Origin of the sequence: Salinibacterium sp. TMP30, from assembly GCF_038397785.1 — a bacterium.
Classification (GTDB): Bacteria; Actinomycetota; Actinomycetes; order Actinomycetales; family Microbacteriaceae; genus Rhodoglobus.
Window position 1 is genome coordinate 427,770 of the sequence record NZ_CP151642.1, and the last position, 17,860, is coordinate 445,629.

18 protein-coding genes and 2 pseudogenes are annotated in these 17,860 nt (G+C 58.2%); 9 read left to right on the forward strand and 11 right to left on the reverse strand.

Features of this window, described 5'->3' with window-relative positions; all coding sequences use genetic code 11:
- The first annotated feature begins 231 nt into the window (after positions 1–231).
- Complete coding sequence (locus AADH44_RS02120) at positions 232–795, forward strand: hypothetical protein (protein ID WP_341953783.1); 564 nt, start codon at positions 232–234, stop codon at positions 793–795.
- A 126-nt stretch (positions 796–921) separates the two neighbouring features.
- Here AADH44_RS02120 and AADH44_RS02125 read toward each other — a convergent pair whose 3' ends face one another.
- From AADH44_RS02125 to AADH44_RS02150, 6 genes are all read right to left on the reverse strand, one after another.
- Positions 922–2,643: an ATP-binding protein gene (locus AADH44_RS02125; RefSeq protein ID WP_341953785.1), complete on the reverse strand. Its 1,722-nt coding sequence runs from the start codon at positions 2,641–2,643 to the stop codon at positions 922–924.
- Complete coding sequence (locus tag AADH44_RS02130; RefSeq protein ID WP_341953786.1) at positions 2,640–3,932, reverse strand: SIR2 family protein; 1,293 nt, start codon at positions 3,930–3,932, stop codon at positions 2,640–2,642. The genes AADH44_RS02125 and AADH44_RS02130 overlap by 4 nt, the downstream gene beginning before the upstream one ends.
- A 244-nt stretch (positions 3,933–4,176) precedes the next feature.
- The gene (locus AADH44_RS02135) at positions 4,177–4,719 is read right to left on the reverse strand and encodes a hypothetical protein (RefSeq protein ID WP_341953787.1); all 543 of its coding nucleotides are present in this window, start codon (positions 4,717–4,719) and stop codon (positions 4,177–4,179) included.
- Positions 4,720–4,756: 37 nt separating this feature from the next.
- A complete protein-coding gene (locus AADH44_RS02140; protein ID WP_341953788.1) occupies positions 4,757–5,878 on the reverse strand; it encodes a DUF4062 domain-containing protein in 1,122 nt (373 codons plus the stop codon).
- Between the two features lie 469 nt (positions 5,879–6,347).
- A complete protein-coding gene (locus tag AADH44_RS02145; protein WP_341953789.1) occupies positions 6,348–6,794 on the reverse strand; it encodes a hypothetical protein in 447 nt (148 codons plus the stop codon).
- On the reverse strand, positions 6,755–7,333 hold the full coding sequence (locus tag AADH44_RS02150; protein ID WP_341953790.1) for a hypothetical protein: 579 nt from the start codon (positions 7,331–7,333) through the stop codon (positions 6,755–6,757). The genes AADH44_RS02145 and AADH44_RS02150 overlap by 40 nt, the downstream gene beginning before the upstream one ends.
- Here AADH44_RS02150 and AADH44_RS02155 point away from each other — a divergent pair.
- Together AADH44_RS02155 and AADH44_RS02160 are read left to right on the forward strand one after the other, a co-directional pair.
- Complete coding sequence (locus tag AADH44_RS02155; RefSeq protein ID WP_341953791.1) at positions 7,332–7,475, forward strand: GPGG-motif small membrane protein; 144 nt, start codon at positions 7,332–7,334, stop codon at positions 7,473–7,475. The genes AADH44_RS02150 and AADH44_RS02155 overlap by 2 nt on opposite strands.
- Before the next feature lie 551 nt (positions 7,476–8,026).
- Positions 8,027–8,860, forward strand: a pseudogene (locus AADH44_RS02160) (low temperature requirement protein A); the annotation flags it as partial.
- Positions 8,861–8,882: 22 nt separating this feature from the next.
- Here AADH44_RS02160 and AADH44_RS02165 read toward each other — a convergent pair.
- Positions 8,883–8,990, reverse strand: a pseudogene (locus AADH44_RS02165) (IS481 family transposase); the annotation flags it as partial.
- A gap of 493 nt (positions 8,991–9,483) precedes the next feature.
- Between AADH44_RS02165 and AADH44_RS02170 the strand changes: the two are divergent.
- The 5 genes from AADH44_RS02170 (at position 9,484) to AADH44_RS02190 (ending at position 12,396) form a co-directional block, all read left to right on the forward strand.
- Positions 9,484–10,077 (forward strand): GNAT family N-acetyltransferase, encoded by a 594-nt coding sequence (locus AADH44_RS02170; RefSeq protein ID WP_341953792.1) that lies wholly within the window; start codon positions 9,484–9,486, stop codon positions 10,075–10,077.
- A 71-nt stretch (positions 10,078–10,148) separates the two neighbouring features.
- Entirely contained in the window at positions 10,149–10,952 is an 804-nt protein-coding gene (heR, locus tag AADH44_RS02175) for a heliorhodopsin HeR (protein WP_341953794.1), read from the forward strand.
- A 466-nt stretch (positions 10,953–11,418) separates the two neighbouring features.
- Positions 11,419–11,667 carry a hypothetical protein gene (locus tag AADH44_RS02180; RefSeq protein ID WP_341953795.1) on the forward strand — a complete coding sequence of 83 codons (249 nt, stop codon included), beginning with the start codon at positions 11,419–11,421 and terminating at the stop codon, positions 11,665–11,667.
- Positions 11,654–12,061, forward strand: coding sequence for a type II toxin-antitoxin system HicA family toxin (locus AADH44_RS02185; protein ID WP_341953796.1), 408 nt, complete (start codon positions 11,654–11,656; stop codon positions 12,059–12,061). Before AADH44_RS02180 ends, AADH44_RS02185 begins: the two co-directional genes overlap by 14 nt.
- Before the next feature lie 20 nt (positions 12,062–12,081).
- The gene (locus AADH44_RS02190; protein WP_341953797.1) at positions 12,082–12,396 is read left to right on the forward strand and encodes a hypothetical protein; all 315 of its coding nucleotides are present in this window, start codon (positions 12,082–12,084) and stop codon (positions 12,394–12,396) included.
- Between the two features lie 94 nt (positions 12,397–12,490).
- Here AADH44_RS02190 and AADH44_RS02195 read toward each other — a convergent pair whose 3' ends face one another.
- Positions 12,491–13,498 carry an NADP-dependent oxidoreductase gene (locus AADH44_RS02195; protein ID WP_341953799.1) on the reverse strand — a complete coding sequence of 336 codons (1,008 nt, stop codon included), beginning with the start codon at positions 13,496–13,498 and terminating at the stop codon, positions 12,491–12,493.
- Between the two features lie 45 nt (positions 13,499–13,543).
- Positions 13,544–14,248: a type 1 glutamine amidotransferase domain-containing protein gene (locus tag AADH44_RS02200; RefSeq protein WP_341953801.1), complete on the reverse strand. Its 705-nt coding sequence runs from the start codon at positions 14,246–14,248 to the stop codon at positions 13,544–13,546.
- A gap of 106 nt (positions 14,249–14,354) precedes the next feature.
- On the opposite strand from AADH44_RS02200, the gene AADH44_RS02205 reads away from it, so the two are divergent.
- Entirely contained in the window at positions 14,355–14,960 is a 606-nt protein-coding gene (locus AADH44_RS02205; RefSeq protein ID WP_341953802.1) for a TetR family transcriptional regulator, read from the forward strand.
- An 11-nt stretch (positions 14,961–14,971) separates the two neighbouring features.
- Here the strand turns inward: AADH44_RS02205 and AADH44_RS02210 are convergent, their stop codons facing one another.
- Both AADH44_RS02210 and AADH44_RS02215 read right to left on the reverse strand, forming a co-directional pair.
- Positions 14,972–15,988, reverse strand: a complete 1,017-nt coding sequence (locus AADH44_RS02210; protein ID WP_341953803.1) for a LacI family DNA-binding transcriptional regulator — start codon at positions 15,986–15,988, stop codon at positions 14,972–14,974.
- 100 nt (positions 15,989–16,088) lie between these two features.
- Positions 16,089–17,765: a glycoside hydrolase family 13 protein gene (locus tag AADH44_RS02215; RefSeq protein WP_341953805.1), complete on the reverse strand. Its 1,677-nt coding sequence runs from the start codon at positions 17,763–17,765 to the stop codon at positions 16,089–16,091.
- Positions 17,766–17,860 lie beyond the last annotated feature (95 nt).

Below are 17,860 nucleotides of genomic sequence, written 5' to 3' on the forward strand. Positions count from 1 at the left end.
AACGCCCGCTTGGGGCGAGACGTTACCAACCATAGCTGTGACGGTTGTTGCGTGGCTCCTCTCTGAGCCTTAGCCGCGCTTGGACTTGACGTGAGCCATCGATTGCAGGAGTTCGACCGCTAACTTTCTTCGCATTGAAGGGACAGCCCGTCGGGCTAGGAAGCTCAGTAGCAGACATGACGAGCTGTACCGTCGGGCGGCGCTGTCGGTGCCGTAGTGAATACTCGGGGCATGACAATCGATCTCTCGTGGATTCTCGCAGTGTTGCCGCCAGCGCTGGCCGCTGCTGCTGGCGCGTATTTCAGTGCACGGCTGGGGGTGGCCCATGCTGAGCGGGCAGAAGCGAGTCGATTTCGGCGGGATTCGGCAGAAGAATTGGTTTCCGCTTTCATGACGCTGAGAGATCTCTTACGTGGCGTGCAGCAAAATCGCGACGTCGAGCCCTGGAAAGCTGCGGTGGTCGTCGCCTACGACGCGATCGAAGACGCGAGGTACCGAACCCCGACGAGTTTTCGGCACCTCAAACAGAGTCTCCGTTCCGCGCTGGGAGAGGCGGTTGGCGGAGTGTCGTGGGCCGACCTCCGATCTCCTCGGGAGCAGGAAGAGCTTTCTGAGTACAACCATCGCTGGAATGAGTACGCGATCGAGTATGTGGGGATGGCGCTGGACGCCATCCGGGAGTGGCGCGACGCTCCGGTGAAAAACGCTCCAAAGGTGCGCCTGCTCGCGTTCGACCGGTGGTTGGCTAAGACGGAACGTTACGTTTCTGGCCAAGACAGCGCTCCGGTGACATAACGTCCGATATCGGACTAGTCCGCGGTCTTTGGTCGGGAAATCCAGTCCATTTATGGTGAAAGAGTCAGAGCGGCCTTGAACGATGCAACATTCCAAGAGATTCGCAAAACGCACGAACTCAGTGGGCTAGGGATTCGTGGCTTGCCGCTGATATCGCCATGCAGACGCCACGGAAAGAAGATCATCGTCGTTTAGGGGTGGTGATTGCCACGCGAGGTCAAAGTCCACATCTTGTGACTTCGGTAGCTGTTCTTCAGAGAGCTGCCGAATAAGGATTCGAGATGGGAGTGCGGCTGCTTGCCCAACAAAAATAGCCTCGCGTCGCCGGAGGCTTGAAAGGGTTCTTACAAGTCCTGCTGTCGAGTCGGGCAACATCCCACGGACGTGTTCTCGGTCACGGTCATTGGTGATTCGTAAAACGATCCAGGTGTTGCATTGGGACAGCACAGTTGCTTCGACCTCGCTAGGTCGCTGCGACACTATCATCAGCGCCAGACCATACTTACGCCCCTCCTTAGCTATGCGTCGGATGGCATCTTTCGCGGCCTCATATTGCGCTTCTCCACTACTAGGAACATAGCGATGGGCCTCCTCGCAGACGAGCAGAATCGGACTTCGCTCTCTCTGGCCCGTTGACTGCCAAACCTTGAGATTGAAAAGCGAGCGAGCAATGACCGCGCTGCATATCCCGGCAACTTCATTTGGAACCCCGGAAAGATCGATGACTCTGACCGGTATCGTGCCGCCGATCAGCACACCAATTACTTCGGCGAAGGGGTCGGTAGCGCTTTCCGCCCAGTCGTTCATAAGGAAGTTCAATCTTGCATCTTGTCGCAGCAGATCGAGTTTCGCCAAAATGCTGCGGTGCGAGTCCTTTTTGCTCTCCGCTGAAATTAGAGACGCCTCGTTCGCCACAAGGTCGTATAGCTTTTGGATACTGTACGGGACAGGTGAGTCAACTGTAATGTCGTCCTTAATCAAGCCGAGCGCATCTGCGCCTTGCCTCCGTGCTTCGAGTAGCGCTGTCTTCACGATGTTGGCTTGGCTGGTGGCCACAAACTCGGTTTTGCCGATTAGCAAGTCGAGGGTCTCTTGTAAGGAGAGAAGCCAGTACGGAAGGTTCAAGGAGCCGTCCGAGGTCGATAGGCGTGAACTTTCCGGGAAGGCCGCCTTGTACTCGTTGTGTGGATCAAGGATCACAATTCTTGGGTTCCAGTGTTCAAGATTCTGACGTTGACCGTGTTCCATTATTGAGTGGATCAGCGCAGAGACTGTGGCCGATTTTCCAGCGCCGGTTGAACCCAATATCGCGCTGTGCTTGCCAAGAAGTTCGTTCAAGTCCGCAAAACACGGGGAGCTATTAGAGCCGACGTGAGTTCCTATTTCTATTTGAGCAACGCCATCGCCGCGTCCATATATCTCCCGCAGTTCCCGCTTTGGCGTGAGGTAGAGCGTTTGTTGTGGCAGCGGAAAAGTTGTAACCCCCCGATCAAATCGAAGTTTCCAGGATTTTTCACCACCGTCTTCGGAGAGGTACCACTCGCCTTCTCCGAGGAGATCGGCTTCAATGATTCGTTCGTCTTCAGCCGCGGCAACGCGGATACCCTTCTCTGCCTCGTACTCGGACTTCAGTCGTAAACGGGTCACGAGACCGTAGAGGATCGTTCTCCCGTAATGCATTCGGACTACTGAACCAAATTGACCGATGGCGTATGTTTCGCCTGCGTAAACGCGCGAGAGCTCAGAGATCGAGCTGGCAAGCTCAGCCACGATATGTGCCCCGTCGACCTCGATGATGTGACCTATCGCGAGATTTGGCACTTCTGCTGCTGGGCTTACCGAAATCATTGTTCTCCTTCAGCGATTCGCGCTAGGGTCTCGAACTTCCACCAGGGAAGGTCTGTCTCAGCTTTCTCCGAGGTCAATCCGTGCCAGAAACCAGTTCTGCCGAACGTCAGCACATTTGGCCCGATTGTCGGATCTTGCAGCCAGCCGCTTAGGGACTCGGGCGGCTCCTCGTCGCCGATGAAAGCGACGACAGTAAGCCGCCCATCCGATTGCCGAAGAGCGTCATCGACCTCAGCGTTAATATGTGTATCGCCGAAGCTATAACCACTGATTAGCAGCAGCCGTGAATCGCCAGGTGGGGGATTGAGAACTTTCCGCGCACGTTGAATCAGTTGGGCGAATGGGTCTCTTTGGGCTTCGGCATACTTCGTGGATGCGGGCCAGATCATAACTTGAGAGGCTTCCGGCGAAGGTCGTTGGTTACGAGTGCTGCGTCGGCGTGGGAACGGGTCCCCTGCTAGTTTTGCCCAGTCGATCGAACCGTGGAGTTTGAGTACGCGGGCGGATACCCCCTCCCGCGAAAAAGTACTCTCTGGACTCCACCATCCATTGGGCCCACCTTCTAGACCGTCAGCGTAGATTACCTTTTCGAGCGATAGCGCATCCTCGATGAAAGTGTCGTAGTTAAGAACCAAGTAATCGAAAGTGCGATTAGTTCTGCGACCGGGTCTAACGGACCGGTGCATTGCGGCGATCAACTTCCGGTGATGGTGCAGATCGTTGGGAACTTTGCATCCTTCTATTTGGTGCGCGATTGAGAGTTTTATTGCTGCTAACGACTCTTGGAGCTCTTCAGCAGAGTAATCAGCCGCGCCGATGGCTAAACGAACAGGGCTGCCGGAATGAAGATCTCTCCGTGTCGCGATCGCTAGATGGTCGCTTAGTTCGCTTAGGAAGTCTTCGATATTGCTTCGCTTGCCTCCGTCAAACTCATCTTGGACGGCCCTGAGCACGGATTTGGTGTCTTCGTCCAGCGCATCATCGGCGAGAACCGCCGCAGTTAGCTCCGCCATCAGAGGCATAGATTCGCAATAGCTTGTCCCCGCTCCGAAAAGAAAAGCGATGCTGTCACGGGCTAACAGTTCGTCTAACTGAGAAAGAGCTTCGGAAAAAATGGGGTGATTTCTGATTGGAGCGAAAGAATCTTCGGACATCATCACGCCTCCTGACGGAATAAAGCGATCGAAATGCGTCAAGTTGCCACGCACACCGCTTGCACCCAGCACTATGGCACATATAACAATCGCGAGTGCCCAACGACGCTCAATTGGTGGCGTCACTGTTTCCACCAGGCGAACTATCGTTCCGCCACGAATCCGACTAACGGGCAACCAGCGGCTGCCCACGCGTGAATGTGCGTGCGACTGCTGACGCCTGCCCTGGGTGTTCTAACCTCAGCGTCACGAGAATCGCAAAACGTTGGCATAACGGGTCTGCTGCAAAATCAGCTAGCGGGTCAATACGTCACCTATTCAAGTAGCGGACCCGATACTCGAATGGTTGCTTTGCGCTAAGACTTAAGGCCACCAACGCTTATGCGTCTTCTCGGACTAAGTCGGCGAGCAGGGATGGATAAAGATTTTCAAGCGCCTTGTTGTTGCGGAATCTCGGAAGCGGCAATTGGAACACTGGACGCTGCCCATAGTGCAATTCGAGAGTTGGGTTTCGTGGGAAGCGCGCTTCCGATCCCATGTCCTCATCTGAGTACGGCCGTAAGTCGATGACTGTCAGTTCGGTGAGACTAGCCCTGGACCACGCGGTTGTCCGCACCGTGGCGTTCTGGTGGCCCGCGGTATCAGTTAAGCCCGAAACCTGCGCGTGAATTGCGAGATTCGCGGTAAAGGCGTAAACGTCGTCGCCGTCGATTTGGGAGTCTTGGATGCTGCTGGTGATGTATTCGATGGGGGATCCCGCCGCGAGAGCGTGAATCTGATTCAGCAACTGTTGGTACCAGTGTGGCCACTTGTCTCTGCCCCAAAGCAATACTCGCAGGTTGGCGGATTCGTTGGAGCTGGTGATCGCTTCGCTGATCGCTTCGAGCGCGGTCCACGTAGTGGCCTGGTCGGTAGACGGCATTCAGTACCCTTCCGGTTAGTGGTTCGAAGAGTGAAGGTTAGCGTTGACGCGATTCCGTGAAGTTCCGAATTAGTGAGCGAACTAAAGTCGCAGCGACCTCGTCCGCTCCTCGGTCTAGCGCAGCGCGCGACACAGACTCGTCAGGCAACACATGTACGGGCCCGCTCTCCATGGTCATTGGCGCACTGTTACGTGGGGGTTGCCCAGCCACGCCGATCGTCACCATCGATTTCGAGCTCAGCCCGATGCCGATAGCAATCTTGGTCGCTCTTGTCATGTCGAGCTGGCCCACAAGGCGAAGCGCTGACGCGACGCGAGCGGTCGCGTCCCCTGAGTCCAAAATCTGGCCCATCTGGTCGCTGGGGAGGCGAAATGCTATGGCTGTCTGTCCGTCCGTTGACACTCTGACGGTCGCGAGTGATCCGCTCCGTACGGTGTTCCAACCTCCCGTCGCAGTCGGGGGGACGTTAAGTCGAACTGCGTCACTCGCTTGGTCGATATCGAGCGCTTCAGTAGCACTCACTAACCCCGCGGAACGTACGTGGGATGGGACTCCGGTGAGAACCTGCTCCAGCATGCGCGACGACAAGGGCTGACCGTCTAAGGGAACGACGTGCACTTCCAAGAGGGGGTCGCTCGATGAACCTAAACCCCTGTTTGCGTTATTGCCCTCTAGCCAAGCGACATCCACGATGCCGTCGAGTGGTTCGAACTCTAGTAGCCCCGGAGACTGCTCCAAGCTTCTGATTGCTCCAGCCGCAGCTTGCTGCGCCTCAGCGACTGTCTCAAAGAACTTGAAGAATCGACCCGACCCGTAGTCGCCGAGCGCTCTCTCAAACACTTGCTGCGGTTGGTCGAGCTCGACACCTGTTTTCCGAAGAACAAAGCGAGGTTTCCCTAAGCGTTCGGCAGTAGTCCATTCGTCGTGAGTAGCGGAGCGTCCTGTCTCAGGAAAGATGGTGCCGTAGTGGGGGCCGAGAAGAAGGAGGTAGGCATCACTCGACTCGACCGCTCGAATGCATGCCTCGCGACTAGGAATGGGCTGCGCGGTGAAATCTTCGAAGCGCACTGGCTCGTGGCCCATGGCCATGATTAGGCCAGGAAGTGCGTCGCGTTCGGCTTCGAGTCCGTTGCGGACGCTGCTTATAAAAATCTTCACTCTTACATTGTGCTTGAATCCGCCGACAACATCTCAAGTTCTTGTCGGTACGGACCTCATGATCGGGTCGCTGTTGCGGCTTCGTACCCACAACTGTAAAGAGAAATGCGCCGACAGCGTTTTCAAGCGAGAGGGATAACGGGGGATCGCTGGGCGGTTGTGGAACAAAACCTGTCTTAGCGTGGAACAAGCTCTAGCAAATTCGAGAAGTGCCCAATGGCCGCAAGGCCACTTCGATTTAATGAAAGGGCCACAAGTGGCGGTTTCATTCTTTGAAACCGTATTCTTCATTCAATTGATTGAGCACGGAGATCTTGACGAGATCTATCCGTTCGCAGGAGACCCTGATGGCATTTCGGGTCGCTGATCCTGCCCGAGGCTTCGTTAACGACGAATCAGCCTGCTTTTGGGCAGGCTGAATTGTTTCGGTGAAGCGGTAGCGGAAGTGGTGTCTATATTTTGGCGCTGATTACCCTGGTGGTGCGGCGGCCTGAGCGGTGACTAGGCGGGCCAGCGGGCGCTTGTTCTCGTCTTTTCGACGGCGTGCACGTATGGGCTTCTCGACGGCTTTATCTCGAAGCTTCAATATAAAAGCGGCTATCGAACGCAGGTTGAACGAGCTGATAGCGAGGGCGGGGACGAGATAGTTCGAGCTAAATCCGCGGCCAGAGCGCTTCCCGCGGTTTCCCAGGTCTTCTCGGTTTGCATCCTTGAACCGCGAGTTGGAGGCTTCGACGAGGTTGCGCATGCCGTAGTAACTTGCCCACTCTTCGCTCTTGTAGGCGAACCGTTGCAGGTGCTTGAGCGGCTGGAGGCGACGCGACTTACCTCCGCGCTTCTCGGACTTGACGACTGTCTCCGGAATCATCAACGGAATCATGATGCTGTTCTTGCCGTTGAGCGGAGCGTGTGGCACGGGGACCCGGTTGGATAGGTGAAGCGTTGGTAGCCGTCAGGGTCAGGCAGACCCTTGGCAATCATGCGGTAGTGGCTTCGGTTCTTTAGACGAGCGAGGAGGGCGGCGCGTTTCTGGTTGTAGTCGATGACGAGTTCGACCCCCGCTTTGCGGGCAGGGATATGGAACGTTTCGACTCGACTGTTGTTGTGGGCGCGGTCTGCCATGACGAGAAAACGGTCAAGGTCGAAGGCAGCCTTGTGTCGCTCAATGAGCTTCATTCCGTGCCCGACGAGCGCGCCGGGCTTATGAAAGCTGATGGCGGTGACGACGGATGGGAACAGCTCGCTTTCAGAAGGGCGATTCCAGGCTGTTGTTGCTGTTTCGACTTCGTACCCGGCGATATCGGTTTTCGCCCCCTTGCCGTCGTGGTTATCACCGCGACAATTTGGATTAAATACGGTGGTCAGAGCCCGATTGGGGGGTACAGTTTCTTCAGCAGGCTCGACTTGGCTGTAGGAGTAAGGCCGTCGGAGCTTAACGAAATGGAGCAACACCATGGCAACACTTCTCTGGATCATCGCGGCAATTCTCGTTATTTCTGGCATCGTCGCGATCTTTCGCCGCCAGCTTATCTGGGGCATTGTGCTCATCGTCTTGGGACTGCTGGTTGGTCCAGGTGGTGTGAGCCTCTTCACCTAAGGCCGCGGACCAGCGCGGTATGGAGCGCACGCCGAGTCCTGTGCTTCCCGACCGGGAGCGTGGGTCAGTAGTCGCTGCGCTGGCTATGTGGTGAGTCGCGGTGTAATGATTCCGCGCTTTTGCTGGTGACAGGGTGTGGCCGGGGGAGGTGCTGTCGTTCTGCGCCCCCAAGACCGGGTGTTGCGCGTCTCACCCTCTGCCGGATTTCGTCTGCGCGCCAGAGGAGGGCCGACCAGCGCCCCATTCCGGCTGCACTACGAAACCAACCGGGACAGGCCCGCGATCGGGGCCGCCGCTCGGTTAATCACTTGTGACCAGGTCGTTTGCATCTAAGAGCTCCTCGGTAGCAACAGCTTCGGCATAGCCGTTCGCCACGGGTACACCGCGGACGAGAATTGGTCCTGCGTGCGGTTGAACACGACGCCGAAGGCTCCCCGACTGCCCTCACCCCGTTATCGCGCTACCCCTATGAGAACCAGTCACCGACCGGCGCCCTTGAGTCCGCAGCGCTCGTGCTTGCTCTCTGGTGGGTTTGAGTTTATGCGACATGGGTAACTAATTGGCTCGACCCGGCACGTTTTCCAGTGCGTGCCGCGGTCATCGGGCTCGCGCTCGTCGGGCTCATCATGAGCGTCTCAATCTTTGAATCATTCGGCGATCGTGGTCTGACCTTCGCGATCGCGTACGTCGTGCTCCAGATCGGCCGCAAGGTATTCATGATCGCCGCCGTAGCCCGCCATAATCGCGATCTGTCCCACGATTTCGTCCGCGTCCTCATTTGGCTTGCTGCGTCGGGTGTCTTTTGGATCCTCGGCGGGCTCGTGTCGATCGAATTTCGGATCTGGTTCTGGCTCATTGCGTTCGGGATTGAATACATGTCGGGAGCGGTGGGATTCAGGCTTCCCGGACGAGGTTCGGCACGGATCGAAGACTGGGACATCTCCGGTTCGCACATCGCCCAACGCAGCGCCCTGTTCGTCATCATCGCGCTTGGTGAATTGTTTCTCGTTACCGGCTTTGCGTTCGTTGCCCAGGAGCCTTCCGTCGTCGGCGTCGCCTCTGTACTGCTCGCATTCGTCAACACGGTGACCCTGTGGTGGCTCTATTTCGACCACGCTGAGCGTGCACGGGTGAAGCGATCGCTCGTGCCGACAAACCGGGCCGAATTGGAAATCGCGCGTACACCTGCACTCACGCCATTATTGTCGCGGGGATCGTGCTCGGTTCGGTGGCAGACAAAGAGGTCCGCGGTCATCCGGATGACGCCGTTCGTGCTTTTCGCCGTGATGGCCGCGATTCTCGTAGCGACGGCGGCGTGGGAGACCGTCACCCGCGTGCGCGCAGGGGAAACGATGAGCAGGCAGGGTAGGGCCAGTTTTCGGTAACGGGAGCTGATGTCGCACAACTGAAGCGGGTGAGCACATTCGATACGGTCGATTGAGGCAGGCGCAGGTTTTTCCCGATCCGGTGCGGACTCCACCGTCGAGTGAACCTCGACGCGAGGATGTGCTGCTCGGTGTGACCAAACCTTCAGCAGTCCCCTTCTTTAGATCCTCAAAGCTACGGATCTATTCGGGCCGGACTGCTGGGATGTCCGCTGGTGTTGGAACGATTCGCGGCCTAGCCTGGAATCGGTTTCCGCGCTTTCAAAAACTGCGGTTCCTGATCAGGACTTTTTCAATCGAATGAAACCGCCACAACCTGCCGTTCCTGGACTCGGTTGTCTCCCACGTCATCTTCGCGTTGCGTGAAGCGCACTTGAGCCCGTCGTGCAACGCACTCAAGCGCGCGACAAACAGTGCCGATTCGTCAAAGCTCCACCGTTGAGAGGGCGCCAATTGACGAAGTAATAAGTGAAATATCGTGTCTTTGTCGAGAGATTCATTCGAACTTCATGGTTATTTCATAGAAACGTGTGGTTCTATTTGGGGATGGACTCCTTTATGAAGCCCACATTTGTCGTGCTGGAAAGCTCGACCCTTCGACTGCGGGAGGGTGTGAGCAACCGGTGAACCTATTCCCACGCCCGCGATTGATTCGTGGCTCCGCGCTTGAGCGGGCCATAAGCGCGCCGACCCTGCACACTCAGCGACTCGTGTTGCGCCCTCACCGCATGGACGATGCCCAGCGCTGGCAAGAGATCGAATCGTCGCCCGATGTGCGCGCCTACACCTCATGGCCCAAACGCACCGCTGCCGAGTCGCGTACACACCTTAAACACCGCACCAAGCATGTTGAGCTCAAACAGGCCGACGACTTTTTGGCGTTAGCTATCGAACACGACGGAAAGTTAGTGGGGGATGTCGGGCTGCATTTGCGGTCAGTTTCGCCCTCGACGCGTTTCGCGGAGATCAGTTGGATTCTGCACCCCGATAGCTATGGCCACGGTTACGCGGCTGAAGCCGCCACAGCAGTGATGGAATTCGCTTTCGCTGAAGTGCAGATTCGGTGGCTGGTGGCGATCGTCGATCCGGCCAACGCGGCATCCATCACGCTGGCTAGCCGCTTGGGCTTCACCCAGCTCGACAACGTTGAGGGGGCGCTGACTTTCGTCGCAAGCGGCCCACCCGCACGCCGCCAGAAGCCATACCGCGCAAGCTGACGTGCGCCCGTCCGGCGAAGGTGGAAATGCGGTGCTAGCGTGGCACCCACACCGTCGAAGGGAACGTCATCATGGCGAAAAAGGCCTACACTCCGGAGCAGCAAGTGGATCGGCTGCGGATTTACAACGTCGTCGCAGGCAGTCTGCATCTGCTGCAGGCGATCGGCTTTGCGGTGGTGCTCACGATGCTCAGTTCTCAGGTGCTGTTTGCAGTAACAGCCGACTACTTGGCCGGGCCTCCCGGGGTGCCGATCCCGCCCGAGCGCGTCACGCTGTTCGAAGTCAACATCGGCATCGGTGTTGTTGTGTTCCTCGCTCTCAGCGCGCTATTCCACTTCCTCATCTCTAGCCCGTGGTTCTTCGGCCGCTACAAGAATGGCCTTCTGCAGAATCGCAACTACTTCCGCTGGACCGAATATTCGCTGAGCTCGTCGATCATGATCTGGCTCATCCTGGCCATCAACGGTGTAACCGACATCGCCGCCCTGGTCGCCGTATTTGCGGTGAACGCCGCGATGATCCTCTTCGGAGCGCTGCAGGAAAAATATGAGAAGCCGGGCTCCGGTGGGCTTCTGCCGTTCATTTTCGGCTCGATGGTTGGTATCGTGCCGTGGATCTTGATCCTCATCTTCTTCCTGCGCCCCGGAAGTGAAAACGAGGTTTCCCCACCCGGCTTCGTCGTCGGCATCGTCATTTCGCTGTTCTTGTTCTTCAATACCTTCGCGATCAACCAGTGGCTTCAGTACAAGCAGATCGGCAAGTGGAAGAGCTACCTGCAGGGCGAACGCACCTACATCACTCTGAGCTTGGTTGCCAAGACTGCACTCGCCTGGCAAGTGTTCTCGGGCGCAATCATCCCGGCGATCACTGGCTAATTCTGAGGCGCTGCTAACTCACTAAACACGCAGAAACGCACCCCGAGCAAAGCTGCTTCGGGGTGCGTTTCGTGTTTGTGCTGGTTGTGGCTGATCGCTGGAACCCGAGCGCACCAAGGTGGCTAGCCCCACCGCTAGAGACGGTCTGGGAAACTCACTACTCATCGAGAGCGAGGCTCTCGCTTGGTCCCCGCGCGTTTCACGGTCATTATCGCCACGAATGGCGTTGTCGCTTGCGCACCACTTGGAAGGCGGAGTAAGTGACGAGCTGAGACCTTCCGAACGCAGCCGGGTTAAGGCCTACGCGCGACGGCTATTCGAATCTCAAAATTCCGCCCAGTTATTGAGTGGCTACATGGCCAAGCGGGCGGTGCGGCATTCTTTCTCAGTCTCGGTGGACGACATTTCAGATCTGCGCCGCGACCGCCGACTGGCCTTATCAGGCGTAAGCGCTCCCATCTCGCGAATGTCCGCGTCCGATGTTGTCGAAGGCTATGTGTCGGAGAAGGATCTCCCCATTCTTGTTCAGGAGTATCTTCTGCGAGAAGCTGTTAAGGGAAACGTAATTCTGCGCGTTCCGTCACGTGAAGCACAGGTGGGCCCTGTGTTTGTGGCAGCCGATCTAGCTGATTGGAATCGCCCCAGAGAGCAAAGGCAGGCGCGGATAATACTCGGCGAACTAGACCCGGCAAAGCAGCACGATGATCACGGTTGATCTTGGCGAGCTTGAACCCGCGGCTGCTGCGGCATGGCACGGGCTCATCGACGTCTCGGAGATACTGCCTCAGGGGTGGGCGGTCGCTGGCGGGCAAATGGTTTACTTGCACTGCGCACAGAGAGCGACGTTTCCCGAACGACCAAGCGCTGATGGCGATGTTGTCGTAGATGTTCGCGCCCACGGATACGCACTCCGAGACTTTGTCGCTGCGCTCAAGCACGTTGGTTTTCGATCCGCGGGTTCGACCCTACAGGGATACCAACATAGGTGGGTTCGAGATGACGCTCAGATCGACGTACTGGTTCCACGGCACCTCGGGCCGATTGCTGAAAGGCGAGACAAGGTGACCGGACTATCGACCATTGCTGCCCCGGAGCGCAGCATCTTTTGAACCGTTCAGAGCAGATCGAAGTGCTGATCGATGGGCGACGAGGCGTAGTTCACCGTCCCGACTTAATGGGTGCACTCTCCTCCAAAGCAGCCGCTTTCAAGGAAATTCTTGTAGAGGAAGCCAAAGATAGGCACCTCATTGATGTGCTGACGGTGGCAGGATTTGTTTCACGACGAGAGCTAAGTGGGCGCGAGCCCTGGGAGAAGCTCGAAAAGCATAGAGTGGCGAACGCAATCGGAGCAATCCGGTACCGACCTGACATTCAAGCAAGGTTTGACGACAGTGATGAGCGGCTGGACTTGTTGGTGCTCGCGCTGCGCTACTTCGGGGAGTAGTCGCGAGCGACGCGACAACCGTTCAGCCGGACCGACTCTGCCGTTGACCAAGCCCAAACCCGAGGTAGCGCAGCGCGAAGCCTTTTCTCTAGGGCTAGATGCGAACAATCGCCTTGCCCACGTTTGCGCCGTTCATCATGCCAGTGAAGGCGTCGAAAGCGCTATCGATCCCATCGGTGATGGTTTCGTCATAAACGATCTTTCCTTCGCCCAGCCACCCCTGCATTGCTTCAGCAAACTGAGGTGCGAGGTAGAAGTAGCTGCCCATTGTGAAGCCCTTGATCGTCAGACCACGAGTCACAATGTTCTGGCTGTTGTGGATGCCGGTGTCGCCTTTGGCGTTATAGAGCGAGATCGCGCCACAGATTGCCGCGCGGCCGCCATCCTTGAACGCTCCGAGTGCTGCCGAGAGGTGCTCGCCACCAACATTGTCAAAGTAGACGTCGATTCCGTCGGGAGCTGCAGTGTGAAGCTGTCCGGCGATGTCACCGTCACGGTAGTTGAAGGCTGCGTCATAGCCGTACTTGCTCGTGAGAAGTTCGACCTTCTCGGCGGTGCCGGCACTGCCAACAACGCGTGCGGCGCCAAGGATTCGAGCAATCTGGCCGACCATGGTTCCGACTCCACCTGCAGCGCCCGAGACGAACACGGTGTCGCCTTCCTTGATGTGAGCGATCTGGGTGAGTCCGGTCCAGGCGGTGATTCCGGTGATGCCGAGAACGCTGAGGAACAGCGAGGGCGAGATGCCGGGGACGCTGGGGAGCGCCTTAAAGTGCTCGGCAGGGCCTTGCGCGATGTCGCGCCATCCACGTTGGTGCTGCACGAGCGCACCGACGGCGAGCGCGTCATCCTTCGATTCGATGACCTCTCCGACGGCCGCGCCTCCCATGGTTTCGTGGAGGGAGTAGGGCGCAACGTACGAGCGGCCCCCGTTCATACGACCACGCATGTACGGGTCAACCGAGATGAACGAATTGCGAACGCGAACTTCGCCTCCAGCCAACTCGGGAAGTTCAACCTGAACCTTGACGACGTTCTCGCTGGTGGGTTCACCGGCTGGGCGTGAAGCAAGTTGCCATTGCGTGCTTATGGTGGTGCTCATGTGGTGCTCCTTGAGTTTCTGAATGTGCTGAACGCGGGTGAAGCGCTATGACTTGTCGGCGACGATGCGCTCGGCAATGGCAACGGATGATGCGGGGTTCTGCCCCGTGTACAGCTGACCGTCGACCACCACGTAGGAGGCGAAGGGCTCGGGGGCTTTCGAGTAGTCGGCGCCCAGTTCAACGAGACGATCTTCAACGAGCCACTTGGCCTTGGGGGCAAGACCGCCAATCTCCTCTTCGCTATTCGCGAAGCCCGTCATCTTGCGGCCCTTGAGAACCCATTCGCCGGTCGCCTTGTCGTTTGCGGCGAGGAGTGCGGCGGGAGCGTGGCAGAGCACACCAAGAGTTGTGTTCGATTTCACGGCTTCAACGATGAGCTGGCCAGAGTTGTCGTCGACCGCGAGGTCTTCCATGGGGCCGTGGCCGCCGGGGTAGAAGATCACGTCATAGTCACCGGCGTTGACGGCATCCAAGCGAAGTGGATGCTGCATCACGGACTGTAGGCCGGCGATGCGTGCTTCGAAGTCGGCGACGCGTTCTGCAGAGCCGACACCACCTTCGCTGAGGCTTACGGCGTCGAAAGTAGGGGAGGCGCCTGCGGGGCTGGCGACCTGAACCTTCCAGCCGGCTTCGCTAAAGATGCGGTACGGCTCGAGGAACTCTTCTGCCCAGACACCCGTGGGGTGATGTGTGCCGTCGGCGAGCGTCCAGTGTGATGCAGCCGAGAGAACCATTAGTACGTTTGTCATGACAACTCCTTATCAAACCGATTGGCTCCTTACCAAACCAATTGGTTCGACAGTACGTCGGCGTGTAGGCTAAGTCAAACCAACCGGTTCGATTTGGAGGTGTTTGGTGGTTTCGACAGAAATGCCGCGTGATCAGCTCCGTGGCCGCGAAACAAAACAGCGCGTGCTAGAGGCCGCAGCGGCCGAGTTCGCCGAATACGGCGTTGCCGGTGCGCGCATCAATCGCATTGCAGAAACAGCGAAAGCGAGCAAGGAACGCATCTACGCGTGGTTCGGCGATAAGGATGCGCTCTTCGACCACGTGATGCAGACCGGTCTTGACAGGCTTGCCCACGCGGTGCCGATCGACGCAGACCTCGTCGAATACACCGTGCGCCTGCACAACTATTTCGTCAACGACCACACCGCTCAACGCGTCACCATGTGGGCGTGGCTGCACGATGTCGACACCCTTGGATCGTTCTCCGAAGGACGTGTCGAAGGTTATCGACACAAACTCGAGGTTATCCGCGATGCTCAACACCGTGGCATTGTCGACAACACCTGGAACCCCGAAGAGCTGCTAGCTCTACTGCTCGCCGTCGCCAGCAACTGGGAACGCGCGCCCGCAGAATTGCGCTCGCTGGGTTCTGCCGAATTTGCCGGAGACTTAGAGGCCTGCAGCGCATCGGTGCGCGAAGCTGCCCGACGCCTCGTCGAGCCTCGGAGCTGAACTAGCGCCCGTTACTCTGGCGGTCGACTTGTGCTCGATCGCACTACCAGGTCATAGCCAATCGGAGTGTTCTCGGGTATCTCAGGGTGCTTGCCGGGAATGAGCAGGTTCATCAGAATTTCGACGGCATGCTCGCCCTGCGCCTGGGGATACTGCGAGACCGTGGTGAGTCCAAAAAATTCTGAGAGTTCGTGACCATCGATTCCGATAATGGAGATATCGCGTGGCACGACCAAACCTAGATCGCGTGCGGCAAGAATGCAGCCAATGGCCATCTCATCGGAGGAAGCGAAGATTGCCGTAGGGCGCCGTAGCGGACTGCCGAGGAGCTGCTTTGCAGCGTGATAGCCACCCTGAATCGTGAAATCAGCGGTGGCAAAAAACTCTGGTCGTGGCTCAATCCCGGCCTTGCGCAACGCGGCCTCGTAGCCGTGGCGGCGATTGGTAGGGATGTGGAATTCGAGATCGTAGTCTTCGGAGCCACCAATGTGCGCAATGCGCGTATGGCCAAGCGCCAACAAGTGACCGGTAGCAAGACTCGACACTGCGTCATCGTCTAAGGTCAGGGTTCGCACACCCTCGATCGGGCCACCCACCCCCACAACAGGTTTGCCGAACGCATGAAGCCGCTCAACCTCGGCGGCAGAAAGCTTCAGCGAAACAGTAATGATCCCGTCGATCCGTTTTCGCTGCAAAAACACATCGAACACAGTCTCGCGTTCAGCGACGCTCCCCGAGAGGTTGTACAGCGTGACGTCATAACCGTGTCGCATTAACGCTTGCTGGGCGCCTTCCACGACCGAGGTGAAAAACCAGCGGGCCAAATAAGGCACCATGAGCCCAACATTTTTGGTGCGACCCGAAGCCAAACTCGACGCGGTCGATGACACGACATAGTCGAGAGCGGCCGCGGCCTCCGCAACTTTTTCACGAGCGGACGCCGATACAGGGCCATTTCCGCTGAGCGCTCGCGATACCGTGGCCGTTGAGACCCCAGCACGCTGGGCAACGTCTTCGATGCTCACCATCAGTTGCCCTTCTTTGGATTCTGACGAGATTGGATGCCGACCGGCAGTCAGCGTGCCGTTGCCGATTCTAGCGACCGGGCACCCATTCGCGTGAACAGGCTTACGCGCGCAACCACACAGTCGTGTCTGCAGGCAGTTTTCCGTCGCCGAGCGGACCGCTCGCAAGCAGCACCTCGCCGGCGGGTAGCGCGACCGCAGCATCACCCGTGTTGGCGTACACACGCACGTCGCCATTGCGCAGCGCGAGCACCGTTTTGTCGCCAGAGTCGAGCCACTCGAGCTCGCCCATGCCGAGTTCGTGGGCTCGGCGCAGGGCGAGTGCCATCATGTACATCGTGAGGGTCGAGTCGCTGACGTTGCGCTGTGCGTCGCGGGCGAACGGAGCCCAGTCTGCGGGTTGTGGTAGCCATGAGGCAGCCGTGGGTCCGAAGCCGTAGGAGGGGGCGTCAGCCTCCCAGGGGATCGGCACGCGGCATCCATCTCGACCGTAACGTTCCCCATTGGTGCGGAACCAGGTGGGGTCTTCGCGGGCCTCATCGGGAAGGTCGATTACTTCGGGCAAGCCAAGCTCTTCGCCCTGATAGAGGTAAGAGCTCCCCGGAAGCGACAGCATGAGTGCCGTTGCAGCCCGCGCACGATGTAAGCCCAACTCGGGATTCGGGAGACCGGCGGAGCGCGGGCCAATACCGTGGCCTTGAGGGTTCACCGCGGTGAGCGCGAGTCGTGAGGCATGACGAACAACGTCGTGGTTTGAGAGCACCCACGTGCTGGGCGCGTCAACCGCAGAGAACGCGCTAATCGATGCATCAATGACAGCACGAAGTGGCTCAGCCGCCCACGGAGTTTCCAAATAGGGGAAATTGAAAGCCTGATGCATCTCATCGGGACGCACCCAGTTGGCCATGTCGGTGAGAGGATCAACCCACGCCTCAGCGGCGAGAATGCGCTCGCCGTCGTAGCTGTCGAGAACGCGGCGCCATTCGCGGTAAATCTCGTGCACGCCATCCTGAGCCCAGTACGGTGCTCGGGATGCCGCAAGCTCGGCAGCGTCGGCAGCGGTACCGGTTCCGCCCATGCTGCCGCCCGCGACGGGAGGGGTCCAGTCGGGTAGGCGGTCGGCTTTGATCATTCCGTGGGCGACATCCACTCGGAATCCATCGACGCCACGGTCGAGCCAGAACCGAAGCACGTCTTCGAACTGGCGGCGAACCCACGGATTGTGCCAGTCGAAGTCGGGCTGGGTGCTGTCGAACAGGTGCAGGTACCACTGGCCGGGGGTGCCGTCAGAATTTTCGGTGCGGGTCCAGGCTTGGCCGCCGAAGACGGAGTCCCAGTTGTTGGGCGGGAGTTCGCCGTTCTCGCCGCGCCCTTCGCGGAAAATGTAGCGGGCGCGCTCATCGCTGCCGGGTGCTGCGGCGAGCGCTTCTTGGAACCAGCGGTGATCACTTGATGAGTGGTTGGGAACGAGGTCGACGATCACACGCAGGTCGAGTTCGTGAGCACGCGCTGTCATCGAGTCGAAATCGTCGAGCGTGCCGAAGAGCGGGTCGACGTCGCAGTAATCGGCAACATCGTAGCCGGCATCGCGTTGCGGCGAGGTGTAGAAGGGCGACAGCCAGACGGCGTCGATGCCGAGCTCAGCGAGTTCCGGTAATCGGTCACGGATGCCGAGCAAATCCCCCATTCCGTCGCCATTAGAGTCGGCGAACGACCGGGGGTAGATCTGATAAATCACGGCGGAACGCCACCATTGGCTGCTCGGGAGAACGCTAGTCATAGTCGCCACAGTATCGCTTTCTTTCAGAATAGCTAAGCGCTTGCACACGCGTTGTTCTGATTTCTCCCCGAAAAGGTTGTTCATTTCGGCAATGC